The organism is Paenibacillus sp. 598K, assembly GCF_003851045.1.
In the GTDB taxonomy this organism is placed as follows: Bacteria; Bacillota; Bacilli; order Paenibacillales; family Paenibacillaceae; genus Paenibacillus_D.
In genome coordinates this window covers 110650-123359 of sequence record NZ_BFBX01000005.1, presented here as the reverse complement: position 1 = coordinate 123359, position 12710 = coordinate 110650, and the positions used below count along the sequence as shown (strand labels likewise).

Annotated in this window: 8 protein-coding genes; 2 read left to right on the top strand and 6 right to left on the bottom strand. The window is 59.7% G+C overall.

Going from position 1 to position 12710, the window contains the following annotated elements:
• Positions 1–171 precede the first annotated feature (171 nt).
• Positions 172–1221 (top strand): stalk domain-containing protein, encoded by a 1050-nt coding sequence (locus PA598K_RS38960; RefSeq protein WP_446674095.1) that lies wholly within the window; start codon positions 172–174, stop codon positions 1219–1221.
• A 31-nt stretch (positions 1222–1252) separates the two neighbouring features.
• On the top strand, positions 1253–2236 hold the full coding sequence (locus PA598K_RS02690) for an aldo/keto reductase (RefSeq protein WP_128655375.1): 984 nt from the start codon (positions 1253–1255) through the stop codon (positions 2234–2236).
• A 692-nt stretch (positions 2237–2928) separates the two neighbouring features.
• Here PA598K_RS02690 and PA598K_RS02685 read toward each other — a convergent pair.
• From PA598K_RS02685 to PA598K_RS02660, 6 genes are all read right to left on the bottom strand, one after another.
• Entirely contained in the window at positions 2929–3795 is an 867-nt protein-coding gene (locus tag PA598K_RS02685) for a formylglycine-generating enzyme family protein (RefSeq protein ID WP_128655374.1), read from the bottom strand.
• Positions 3796–3923: 128 nt separating this feature from the next.
• On the bottom strand, positions 3924–4556 hold the full coding sequence (locus tag PA598K_RS02680; RefSeq protein ID WP_128655373.1) for a glycoside hydrolase family 11 protein: 633 nt from the start codon (positions 4554–4556) through the stop codon (positions 3924–3926).
• Between the two features lie 390 nt (positions 4557–4946).
• Positions 4947–9965, bottom strand: a complete 5019-nt coding sequence (locus PA598K_RS02675; protein WP_128655372.1) for a DUF4132 domain-containing protein — start codon at positions 9963–9965, stop codon at positions 4947–4949.
• 21 nt (positions 9966–9986) lie between these two features.
• Positions 9987–10406, bottom strand: a complete 420-nt coding sequence (locus PA598K_RS02670; RefSeq protein ID WP_128655371.1) for a hypothetical protein — start codon at positions 10404–10406, stop codon at positions 9987–9989.
• A gap of 34 nt (positions 10407–10440) precedes the next feature.
• Positions 10441–11826, bottom strand: coding sequence for a hypothetical protein (locus tag PA598K_RS02665; protein WP_128655370.1), 1386 nt, complete (start codon positions 11824–11826; stop codon positions 10441–10443).
• 22 nt (positions 11827–11848) lie between these two features.
• A complete protein-coding gene (locus PA598K_RS02660) occupies positions 11849–12556 on the bottom strand; it encodes a DNA alkylation repair protein (protein ID WP_128655369.1) in 708 nt (235 codons plus the stop codon).
• Positions 12557–12710: the final 154 nt, after the last annotated feature.

The following is a 12710-nucleotide window of genomic DNA, read 5'->3' as shown; positions in this document are numbered from 1 at the left end:
GCTTTTCTGCGAAAAGCTCTCAGGCGAACGCTTCGCTTCTACAGATTCGATTCCGTGCCTCTTCGGCAGTTTGAGGTCAATCTGAGAATGCCCCTAATCCAGGCGCACGATGACCAAGCAAGTCAAGCGGTCGTAAACGGCCGCATCCTAGTCTACAGGAGGCAGATGATTATGAAGCACAGAATTCCCAACTCGCACGCCCAAGCTGGAGCAAGCAAAAACGACTTCGTCGTCTTATCGGCAAATCGAGCAAGCGAAAACGCTAATCCTATAACCGCTTATAAATTCAGAAAAGCATCTCTACTGCTCGCCGCTACGATACTCGGGCTCACGCTCGTATCCTCTCCTGCAGGAGCCGTGGCAGACGGCGGACAGACAGCGCAGGTCAGCGGACGGACAACGCCCGTTAGCGGATCGGCAGCGCCAGCCTTATCCGCCGCCGTCCTCAGCAGCAGTGTCAGCGTCGTCATCGATGGCACACGCTTATCGCTCGAGCAGCCGCCCCTCCTCGCGAACGGCCGCACGCTCGTGCCGCTGCGCGGCATCTTCGAGGCACTTGGCGCCGAAGTCCGATGGACGGCCGCGACTCGCACGGTCACCGCCGTCAAGGGCGACACGACCGTAAGTCTGCGGATCGGTCAATCGACCGCCAGCGTCAACGGCCAGTCGGTCCGACTGGATGCGCCGGCCGTCGTGGCGAGCGGCCGCACGATGGTGCCGCTGCGTTTCGTCTCGGAGGCGCTTGGAGCCAGCGTCCAATGGGATGCGCGGACGTCGACGGTGACGATCCGCTCTGATGGCGGCTCTGACGGCGATTCGGGCGGACAGCCTGCGCCGCAGACGCCTGACACGGAGAGCGCATGGGCCGCGCAGGTCGTCTCGCTCGTCAATGAGGCGCGCAGCCAAGCCGGGCTGTCTGCGCTCAGCTCCGACTCGGCGCTCGCCCGCGTCGCCTTCGACAAGGCGAAGGACATGGCGGACAACGATTACTTTGATCACGATTCGCCGACGCATGGTTCGCCCTTCGAGATGATGGACGCGTACGGCATCAGCTACGGCTACGCCGGCGAGAACATCGCCAAGGGACAGCGAACGCCGCAGGAGGTCGTCGACGCCTGGATGAACAGCCCCGGCCACCGCGCCAACATCCTGAGCGACAACTTCACAACGATCGGCGTCGGCTATTATAATGGGCATTGGGTCCAGATGTTTACAGACTAAAGTTTATAATAGTAGAAAGGGAGGCATAGCGATGAACTACCGACCGTTAGGCAACACAGGTCTTAAGGTAAGCGAGGTCAGCTTTGGCACATGGGCGATCGGCGGCTCGTGGGGCGCGACCGACGACCAGGAGTCGCTGCGCGCGCTGGAGGCGGCGATCGACGCGGGGGTTAATTTCTTCGATACGGCGGATGTGTACGGCAACGGCCATAGCGAGCGGCTGCTGGCTCAGGCTACCAAGGGCAAGACGGACCGCATCCACATCGCCACCAAGTTTTGTCGCCGCGGCGATATCCATGATGAAGCCACGTATAGCGAGGCGCAGGTGCGCGCCTACTGCGAGGACAGTCTGCGCCATCTGGGACGCGAGACGATCGACCTGTATCAGGTCCATTGTCCGCCGCAGTCGGTGCTGGAGGACGGGCGGGTATTCGAGGTGCTGGACAAGCTGAAGGCCGAGGGCAAGATCCGCGCCTATGGCGTCAGCGTGGAGAGCGTCGAGGAAGGGCTAATCTGTCTGCGCTACCCCGGCGTGCAGGCATTGCAGGTCATCTTCAACCTGTTCCGCCAGAAGCCGCTGACCGAGCTGTTCCCGCAAGCGCATGCGCAGGGCGTCGGCATCCTCGTCCGGCTGCCGCTGGCGAGCGGACTGTTGACCGGCAAGTTCACCGCCGACGCAGCGTTTGCGCCGGACGATCACCGCAGCTTCAACCGCAACGGCGAGAGCTTCAACGTCGGCGAAACGTTCGCCGGTCTGCCCTTCGAGCGAGGCGTCGAGCTGGCGGACGAGCTGCGCTGGATCGCCGACGGGCGCGGCACGATGGCGCGCGCCGCTCAGCGCTGGATACTCGAAGCGCCTGAGGTGAGCTGCATCATCCCCGGCTTCAAGAACACCGCCCAACTGCAAGAGAACCTGCTGACGCTTCAGACGCCAGGCTTCTCGCCAGCGGAGCAGGAGCGGCTGCAGCAGTTCTACGCCGATCAGGTCGCGCCGCATATACGCGGGCCTTATTGAGCAGCGAGTCGGGGGACGGGGTACAGCCACTATCGGTCGCGTATCACGCACGATGAGTCGGAGCGCTTCGACGCTCGCTATGACCTGCGGCGTTGGAGCGCATCGACGCTCGCTATGATCTGCGGCGTTGGAGCGCATCGGCGCTTGCTCGATCTGCGGCGTTGGAGCGCTTCGGCGCTTGTTATGTTCTGCGGCGCTCTGATCTAACGGTCATTTTTGCAGCTTACAAGTCGGTTTGATCATCCGCGTCGCTTTAACGGACATAACGGTATCTTAGCCGCGACAAATAGCCGGGGGAGGCGAATTTCTCCCGGCTAAGTCAATTCTGACCGTTACATTCTAAGAGAGGGCGGTTTTGACCGCTAAGCGTCATTTTTGTCCGTTAGTCTTGACCCGCCCGAGTGGGAAGTCGCTTGAGTGCGCTGCCGTCTGGATGGCAACGTATAATTGGACAGTTGATTGAGCGGGAAGTCGTCTGAATGACGATGCCTGATTGGACGGTCGACTGAGCGGGGCCGCCGTCTGAGTAGGTCGTACGAGTAAGCAGACGACCAACAGCCGACGGCGCTCGGCGGTGGCTCCCCCCCTGCCACGAGACGCCAAATATCCCCGCAAGATCGCACGTACCTGGCTCGCACTAACGGCAAGTCCAGATCGCACAGTCCTGCGGGGAGAAGAGAAGAGCGGGCCGTCTATGCATCGCGGCTCACGCGGAAGCCTTGATCGGGGCCAAAGCCACTGGGGTCGAACTTGCCGCGGTACGCAATCTCATTGTTGATGACATCGCCCATCCAGCCGCCGCCTTTGACGACGCGCCATACGCCGCCGGGGTTCTCTTCGCTTTCGAACCAATCCCAGCACCATTCTCTCACATTGCCCGACATATCGTAGATGCCCAGCTCGTTCGCTTTTTTGCTGCCGACGGGATGGGTTTTGTTTTTGTTGTTTTCGATAGCGGGCCAGTTCCAATCGCCGGAAAGCGGCTTGTCCCCCGCATTTTCCCAGAACCAGGACACCTCTGTGGCCACATCGCTGCCGCTGAACGAATAGCCCTTACTCTTCTGACCGCCAGAGGCCGCATACTCCCATTCGACCTCCGTCGGCAGACGGTAGCCATTAGCTCCTTCATTGATCGTAACCGTCCATTTCAGCGAGTCGTATTCATTGCGATTATCCGGGTCCTTGGTCTTCTCGTCGATCGTATAATACGGCTCCAGTCCTTCCTTCAAGCTACGCTCGTTGCAATACGTCACGACATCGTACCAGCTCACCATCTCGACAGGCAGATCTTCGCCCGGGAAACCCGAAGGATTGCTCCCCATGACCTCCATCCATTGCTGCTGGGTCACCTGATAGGCGCCGATATAGAAATCCGCTACGGCAATATCGGTATCGCCGTAATTGGACTTCCCGTTCACGAATGTCCCTCCCTCTACAAAAACCATATCCTCGCCCGTCTGGGCCTTGGCCGTACCGCTCGGCGTCGAGCGCTCCTGCGAGCAGGCGCCCAAGGCGAGCGCCAAGACAACCGTCCCTACTACAAGAGGTACTTTTCTCATAGACAAATCTCCTTTAAATCGCTAAGCTTAGAATGTGCAGCGGAAGCAAGGCGTCTGCCGGCCTCGCCGCCGACAGACGCTGTATTACAGGATGGCGGGAGCGCTTCGAACGCTTGTCCGCCTCTGGATTACCACACGGTGACGTTGGAGCTTCCGCTGCTCTGATACCCCTCGGTCGCCATAACCTGATACGACCAGTTTGTCCCCAGATACATCGATTTGCTGGCCCACGCGTTCACATGGTTCTGGAACGTGATCTGTACGTTGCTGCCCGTTGGACGCTTCGACTGGCGTACGCTCCAGTATTGCGGGAAGGTCTGCGTCCCGTCGATCGAAGGCGCATTGTAGCGCATCGTCCTGTAGATATCATAAGTACCGCCATCGCTATATACGGTGCCTTTCCAATCCCCCGTCGGTCTGTACGTCCCCCAGCTGTCTACCACGTAATATTCGATCAGCGAGCTTCTTGTCCAACCATAGAAGGTCAGGTAGCCGTTGCCGGATGGCGCCCATACGCCAGCGTTGTAGTTGACTACGCGGTTCGGCGTACCGTACGTCCAGCCCTTGCCTACGACGAAGTTGCCGGTGTTGTACCAGTTTACGCTATAGTTCCCTCCTGCTCCGTTGACAGCGTTGACGGTGCCGCCGCCGTCTGTCCAGTTTTGCCAATAATCCGTTGCGCCCACGCTCGCCGCGAACAGGCTCAAGCTCATTGTAGCTGCCAGCAACACCGACGCGACCTTCTTCTTTACATTCAACATTTTCTTCCTCCTCAAGGGATTTTTTTGAAAACAAGCAATCAAACCTCCGTATGCATGTGACGATCTACGCTGTACATGACTGAACCGGATGCATTGCTTTTTGTTTTTTAGGTTGTCCATCACCACCCTCCACAACGAATTATAAATTGAAAGCGCATTCATTAATACCTAACAAATTATAGTTTTTACTCCAAAATTTTAACTATCATTGTGAATGAACTTTTCCCCCTTCCTGATCCTCCTGGGCTCTAAACGCTCGCCAGAGCGCTTATTTTGCTTCAATAGAGCCATAAAAAACACTGCGCCGACGACGTCCTTGCGGGACACCGTGGCGCAGCACAGTATTGCGTGTAGCTATACGAAGCTTCTCAACACACGCCATAGCGGCGGTCAGTTGCGGAGCTGCCCCGTAATCTGCGGATCCTTGATCTTGTGATCCTCGGCGAGCAGGATGATCTTGGACAGGATCTCTGCGGTCTTCGGATCTTCGTCCAGGAACGGCAGGAGCAGATGGCCGCGATGCTGGCTATGCACCGGCACAATGTGCAGCGCCCCCGAAGCCTGCCGGAATGCCTGGGCGCTGCCCAGATGAACGGCATATTCGCCTAACCGACCGGCGATATGCGCATAGTTGCCCTCGAGTCGAACGTTGGCATGCTTCATCAGACGCATCGCCTCCTCGACGATGACGCGGCGCATCTCGATCGTCGTCAGACTTGCCTCCGGATCGACGCCGCCTACGTAGGCGACGCTTACGACGAGATCGATGTCGCGCATCACCTCGGAGAAGAAGACAGGCGGCACATCCGCGAGCTTCACCGGCTCGTAGGTACGGCGATCGTGGAACTGCACCGTCTCGAGCGTCGGCGCTTCGGTATCCGATGGCGAGAACCAGTCGGCCAACGCATACAGACTGGCGATCAGATTATGCTCGTAGCTGACCTTTTGCAGACCTTCCTCATAGCTCACGGTCCATTGACGACCCTTCAGCAACGCTGCCGCCTTCTGCGGCTGGATCTGGTAGCCGGCGTAGCGCCGCGATACGATGCCGCTGGCCAGCTCGTCGGCATTGGGGCGATAGAGCTCGCGGAACACCTGCTTGAATGGCTCCAGCCGCTGCTGGTCGGCGCGGTCGCGCTGCCCGGCATAATAATGCCGCTCCATCCGATCGCGCTGGAACAGCGACCACTCGCCTTGCTCATAGAGATGCACCGGATGAGCGATCGTCAGCTCTTGCTCCTCGCGCAGCGCATAACGGATATATTCGAGCTCTGCGCCATCTTCGCCCAGGCGCGGCGCATGCAGACAGAGCTGCTCCGCGTTGAAGTACCCCATCGCGTCTCCTCGCGTATAGACGAGCGCACTCGTCAGCGGTGCGAGCACCGGATTGCGAGAGAGCGCCGCCAGCTCTCCTACGGTGAAGGTCGTGCCATTCACCATCGAGCGCTCCAGCTCAGCGCGCGCACGCCGGTATTGCTCGGTCAGCTCGCTTTTCAGCTCCTTCAGACGCACGATGTATTCATGCTTATTTAGACGAGATGGCACAGACTTGAGCGGCTTGTTGTTCTTATGCGCGACCAGAGCTGTCTGCCCCTGACTGTCCACCTCCAGCTTGACGAGCAATCCCTCCTCGATCTCATGGAACTCAAGGTAGCCGGAGAGCTCCTCCAGCTTGCTCGCCTCCATCTGCCACACCATCCGGGTAACATCGGCGTAACCGCCGTTGCGCGCCAGGTTGCCAAGCGCGATCTGGCCTGCCGTGCCTTCGCTTGCCCGGCGCTGGGCGCCATATTGCTTGCTCTGGCGCAGGAACTCCTGGATGAAGTCATAGCGCTCACGCAGATCGCGCTCCGGCGGGTCGGCCAGCGGGATGAGGCTGTACGTCAACAACTGATCCTTGTTGCGCTTGGCCGCTACCGACTCGCGGATATCGGTCAGCTCCAGCCGGCCCAGCGTAGCGTCGGCGAACAGCTGCGAGCGACGATGGTTGGCACCGCCGGAGATGTACTTGGCACAATCGTACAGCAGCTCGAAGCGTTCCTCCCCCAGCTCGGCATATGCCTCGCGGAACCAGCGGATATCAAACGCGCCATCGTTGAATTCCTGCGGCGTGATCGGCGAGTAGTGGGCGACGACGGTCTCCTTCTCCGCCGAGAAGCTCTCGTTGATATGGGCGTGGAAGTACCAGGCCGCGCTCCGTAGACCCTGCCAGCCCAGATGTCCGGCGACCAGCTCCAGCCACTGTGGCGCATACATCGCCGCCTCCAGCAGCTTGCGCTCCGGTACCGGATACTGCTCCAGCAGACGGGCCAGTGCAGGCCCATCCTCGCCAGAGGCGGGGTGACAGATGCGGATCAGATGGCTGAACGTCTCCTTGCGCGTCGGCTGATCGCCGGAGCCGTAAATATACCCCCGCACGAACGTATCCTGATCCATCGCCGACACCAGCCGCACCCAATGCGTCATCCCGTGCACGCGGCCGAGGCGCATCGCCAGCGAGCTCACCTCGGTCACGAGCTCGCCGCGCGTCAGCTCGATCTCCAGTATGCGATCAAGGACGGTCTGACGGAGCGCCTGCAGCTTCGGATCGTCACCGATCACGTCGCGATGCGTCGACGTCAGGTCCGATATATAGCGATAACGCGCCTCGTCCAGCAGCAGCTCCCGGTACATCTCCTGCTCGCCCACCAGCTCCAACTTATACGCGCGCAGGAAGTCCTCCAGACTGAGCAGCAGATGCCAGTCGTCTCCCTTGAACATTGCACTATGCCGGTAGGCTGTGGCGAAGTAACGACGGAAGCTGTCGTCATCGGACACCCGATTGTACGCCAGATCTCGCCACGGCTTCAGGAGCAGTTGGATATACGCCCCGTCGGTAACCAGCTTCTCTTCGGGAAGCGAAGCGAGCAGCGACGCCCAAGTGAGCTCTGCCGTCCCGAAGGTGTCTGGCGATGGGCTGTCCAGATAAGCGGCTATGAGCAGACTTCTCGCCTGAGCGGCATAGTTCAGCTTGGCCTCCAGCGCTCTCAGCTCCTGGATATAGGCGAGCGGATAGAGCTGCTCTGCATACGTCTTGCGCCACCCCTCGAGCAGCGGAATCCTGCCCCGTTCCTCATATGTGTACTCGCTGCGGTAGAGCTGATAGTAATGATTGAGATTGCCCTCCAGCCCAGGCAGCAGCACCAGCGCAAAGTAAAGCTGCATCAGCTCCTGACTGCTAAAGTCGCTGCGCGTCATATAGTCTTGCCATACCTCCGCCAATGGGAATTGCTCCATCTGAGCCAGCCCCTCGCGCTGCTTGTAGGGCATCGTCGAGACAAGCCTGGCGCCCACAAGCAGCGTATCGCGGTAACCGGCATAATATTCGACGGTATATTCATGCTCCCTGTGCTCATGTACCAGCTTATCCAGTCCCTGCAGGAATTGCTCTGCCCTCGCCAGCGGAAGCGTGAAGAAGCCGTGCGCATCGCGCGTCTCCAGCTCTCGAGTCTCCGTCAGCAACGGGCTGACGTAAGACGGATCGAACAGGCCGTATCCGTTGGCCGCAGTATAAGCCTCTTCCTCCCGCGTCAGCTTATCCAGCAGCTGCCGCTCCTTGGCAGTCGGAGCGGCGAGGCAAGCGGTCAGCGGCTGCAGCCGCTCGTAATCGGCGGCACGCCCGGCGTCTGCTGCGATCTCGGTCAGCAGCTCCAGCGCCCCGAGTCGCTGCAGCTCGCTCTTGGACAGGAGGAGGCGCTCCACTGCAACGGCTGCGAGCTCGACCGGCTGCTCTAGCAGCACCTGGATGATCTTCTGCCTCAGCGAGCCCGTCTTCAGCTTCAGCAGCGCTTCGAGCTGCTGAAGCTCGGCATCGGTGAGCGATAGCGCTTTGATGCTGTCGAGTGCCGCCTCGCGGATCGTCATGCTCTTGTCGGACAGACAATCATAGATGAACTGCCGCTGCCTCTCGTCGCTGGCATACTTCGCAAAGTAGCGCAGCAGCTCGCTCCTGATGTCGGGGCTAAGCCGGTCCTTCACCGCAATCACATCGGCGATCCAGTCCGCGTCCATGTCGTATGCGATCAGATACAGCATCTTGCGGACGATATCATCGGCATCGATACGGTAATGGACGAACTCCAGCACATGAGACGGACCGCCCGCCCCGCTTGGCGGCAGCGCAGCCAGCATCTCGCAGAACTGCCCGTAGTCCAGGGAGCGAGCAGCCTTGCTCTCCAGCTCAGGCACCGACACATAGCGGATCTTCTGAGGTTTGCTCGAGTCATAGCTCCAGTCGTAATGGTATCCGACCGCGTAGTTGCGGATGATGCCGTGCATCAGCTCCGGGTCCCGCTCCGTCAACGAGCTGCGTGCTGCATGGAGGCGGACGAAGATGTTCTGGCTGTTCGCCAGCACATACTGGGCCACGACCTTCTGATGCTTGGAGCCCTCGCTCATGATCGCCATCACATGACCGACCATATCCGCCTCTTCCCGGACTGCCGTCGCCCACAGACCGATGTACAGCTTGTTGGCATGGCTCTCCTGCAGCCACGCTGTCCGGGTCTCCTCGCTGGCCAGCGCTTCATGCGCCTGCGCGAGCAGTTGGCCCGCCACCCGCTGATTGGCCGACTCCAGCGCCATCCCCGTCCATACGCCAAGCGCGCGGACGACCGAGCTGTAGCGGATCAGATCCTTACGGATCAGAATGTCCAGCATATAACGGTACGCTTCCAGCGTACCCTCGTCCATCCGCTCGACGATGCTCTGGCGCAACCCCTCCTGCAGGCGCGCGGCGACGAGCAGCTCCCCGACCATCTCATAGGCGTCCGTCTGGTCGCTCATAAAGATGCCCTTGAGCATCTGGTTGGTCAGCAGCCCCGCCTGGTTCTCTCCATAGATGATCTCACGGAGCGTCTCCAGCGTGCCTTCCTCAGCCCGATCGAGCGTATAGGCGATGCAGTCCGGCAACACGGCGGAGATCTCGTGAATCTGCTCGATCGTCTGCGCAGAGGCCATATAATCCGCGATCATGATCTGCCGCCTCTCCATCTGCAATAGTTGCAACAGCTTGGACAGCACTTGGTGGATATGTAATCTCGGCTCCGCCGTGCGGAACGGTCGACGATCATAGTTGACGTTATACGGATACAACGTCGCGCGCTCCACGATATAGTCGAACACATCCGCCGTTCGCCCGGAAGCCAACACGCGCATCGTCTCCTGCAACGGACGGTAAAATCCGTCCCCGCCATCGTCCAGTCGCCTGAGCAGCTCGACGAGCGCTTCATAATTCGTATCGCTCTGATTGGGATAGGACAGCATGGCCAGCTTGGCTACATATCCTCCCAGCTCCCGCTTCGCGCCCTCCAGGCTCTCGGCCTTCGTTTGCAGCGCTTCACTATAAGAATTCCTCTCGTCTTGACTCATCCTCCAGCTCCTCCCTGATCTCTACCACATTCGTCCGGCCAGCATCGTCAGCCGGATTAGCGTTAGCTCCGCGCCCTCTTCCAGCTGCAATGGAGCATCGAGCGCCGTCGCCTCCTCGCCGTTTATAAACACGCGGTACAGCCCGTCCTCAAAGGCGAGGATTGCTGTCGCGATTGCTTGCGCAGTATCGGGTAGCGCGTCATTGTACAGTGCTCCGAAGCCGACCTTGCCCGCTGCACCGCGCGCCTCGATCTCCTCCGGCAGCATGAAGCGCAGCAGTTGCAGCTCGTCCTGCCGCTCCCGGCGCTGCTGGAGCTGATGCGTCACCAGTTCGCCGAGCAGCGAGCGCAGGCTCCGCACCTCGCCCTCCAGTCGCAGCGGCATTTGCTCCAGCATCGGCTTCCGCTTGCCCACGCTCTTGATCGTTACCCGGACCTCCATCGCTATCCCTCCTTGCATAGGGGTATGTATGTTCTCATTTCTGTATCTTAACCGATTGTTGAGCATTGTGCATGGGACTGTGGTCTTGATTTCTCACCAACACCCGCCGAGCCAGCTTGCGCGTGTCCTCGTAGCTGTCGTGGAGGCAAGCCTCGAGCATAGCGTGAGGGATGATCCGGCGTCGGACCATCCTCTTGATGAGCCAATGTCGGCAGTAGGAACACAAAGTTTGCCTATACATATGTATATAGATGGAAGGATCAAGCCGCATTTTACGACTATTTAGCAGCTCTTCCACACGCATGAATGAGCTATGCCAACCGTTATCGCGTTGCGTGACAGAAAGGGCGCGAACGCCCGCCTCTAGCAGCCCCTCGTCTCCAGCGCGCAAGCAGCAGCTCAGCAGCCCGATGGCTGCGGACAGATGTCTGCGCTCGCGGACGAGCTCTGCGGCGTAAGCATGAATACGGTCGGAAGGGACGAGTCTCATCGCCTCGAACGCCAGCTCGCTCAGCCTGCCATCCTCGTGCTCCGCCAGCTCGATCAGCAGCTCCTCCCCCAACGGAAACGGCGCTTTTCGGAATACCCAGAGCATAGCGAGACGAACATCCGGGTCCGTCACCTCCATCGCCAGCTGTGCCAAATGACGCAACTCGTCCGGTGTCGCGATTCGCGCAAGGCGCAAGGCAAGGCCAGGCTCTCGCTTGCCCGCTCTTGCACTCGCTATCAGGGCAGACAACGTGGGAGTGTCCTGCTCCATGCTGCGGCTATCTTCGGATCGGAACGCTTGGATGGAAGCCAGGAACGCCGCGGCTCCTGCGCTCTGCGCCGCTACCCTGGCAAGATAGGTCTCCACTCTCTTGGGGCCGAAACGCCTCTGGGCTGCACTATAGATACTATCGAGGAACAAACGGCCCTCATACTTGTGCTCATATGCGCCCAAATCCTCGACGATTCTCCGGAAACGCCGAAAATCGCCGAATCCGGTCAACCAAGAGCTAAGCCACAACAAGCGGGTGCTAGCCGTATCGCTAAATCTGCGGCGGAGTTGATGAAGCAGATCCGAATACCGCCCTTCCAAAGCCGCAGCCGCCCGCTTGCTCCCCTCTCCTGCCATGAGGCATAACAGCTCGCACAACTGATCGAATGTCCAGTCGTCCAGGTACCGTTGCTCAAACCGGCGAATCATAGCTGCCGCGAAGTAATCGTCATCCTCAAATAACCGAATTGCGTCCATCAGATAGACGCCCCGGCTGCCTTCGGATTGGGGATCATAAATTGTCAGGTTCAGGCACGCCCAGAGGACGATTTCCTTGTAACGCTCCCGGTCCTCCGCCGCTTGCAGGACCAGGATTGCTTCGCCCAGTCCTCTCCGTAGCAAGGCTCTGAACCGCTTGGAGCTCTTCTCTCTAGTGTTCAATGCTTGTATACGCCCCCTCTCTCTAACACCTCACATACTTGCGCTTGAAGCCCGGCTTGCTACGCGACAGCGTCTTGCGGATCGCCTCCACTGGCTGGAGCACGCGTCCCGCCTGCTTGGCGTCCTGGAGCTGCACCGTGCCGATCGCCTCCGCAATCTCGATCGCCCGTTCGTGCAACGGCAGATACGAGTGGGCGACGACGGTGACAAAATTGCTCATCGACGCCTGCGCCCGCAGCGGCGCCCCATGAATCTCGTCCCGCGCCGTATCCAGCATCCGTGACAGCTTGTCCATAGAGAACTCGCGATCGGGACGGCTGCCCAGCAGCCAGCAGTAGCAGCTCCAGCCGCCGGAGGCGCGCAGCTCGTCGCCGCTGGCGATCCATCGATCCGCCACCTCCTGGGCGATATCCGCCTCGGCGAGCGTCACGGCGACCACATAGTCGGACAGCATGTAGAAGTACGCGCCATCCATCCAGCGGTCATAGTCCGCAGCCGACATCCCCTTCGGATCGGCGATAATGCCGGCGAAATACATCGCGTCGTAGTTGCCTGTAGCATACAGCTCTTCCGCCAGCGGCTGATCGATCTTGATCTGCTTGGCCAACGGCTTCATCGCCCCCGTCGCCACGCCGAACAGCGGCTCCCGCGCGCCATTGGACAGATAGATCTTCTTCGTCCGTTCCTTCCCCAGCGCCTCCAACTCCTGCATCACTTGCGACTTGTCCATTCGTAGTCCTCCTACATGCCTGTGAGATACGCTGCGGGCAAGCTTGGCAGCGCTCGGTGATTATCCCTACTATATCACAACTAACCACATGCATATTGTCCGGCTTAGCACATACCGACAGCCCCGCTCCCAATGCTAGATTAGAGAGTGAACG

Excerpts from the sequence above, each read along its gene's own strand:
- PA598K_RS38960 (WP_446674095.1), top strand. The coding sequence starts at position 172 with ATGAAGCACAGAATTCCCAACTCGCACGCCCAAGCTGGAGCAAGCAAA.
- PA598K_RS02690 (WP_128655375.1), top strand. The coding sequence starts at position 1,253 with ATGAACTACCGACCGTTAGGCAACACAGGTCTTAAGGTAAGCGAGGTC.
- PA598K_RS02685 (WP_128655374.1), bottom strand. The coding sequence starts at position 3,795 with ATGAGAAAAGTACCTCTTGTAGTAGGGACGGTTGTCTTGGCGCTCGCC.
- PA598K_RS02680 (WP_128655373.1), bottom strand. The coding sequence starts at position 4,556 with ATGTTGAATGTAAAGAAGAAGGTCGCGTCGGTGTTGCTGGCAGCTACA.
- PA598K_RS02675 (WP_128655372.1), bottom strand. The coding sequence starts at position 9,965 with ATGAGTCAAGACGAGAGGAATTCTTATAGTGAAGCGCTGCAAACGAAG.
- PA598K_RS02670 (WP_128655371.1), bottom strand. The coding sequence starts at position 10,406 with ATGGAGGTCCGGGTAACGATCAAGAGCGTGGGCAAGCGGAAGCCGATG.
- PA598K_RS02660 (WP_128655369.1), bottom strand. The coding sequence starts at position 12,556 with ATGGACAAGTCGCAAGTGATGCAGGAGTTGGAGGCGCTGGGGAAGGAA.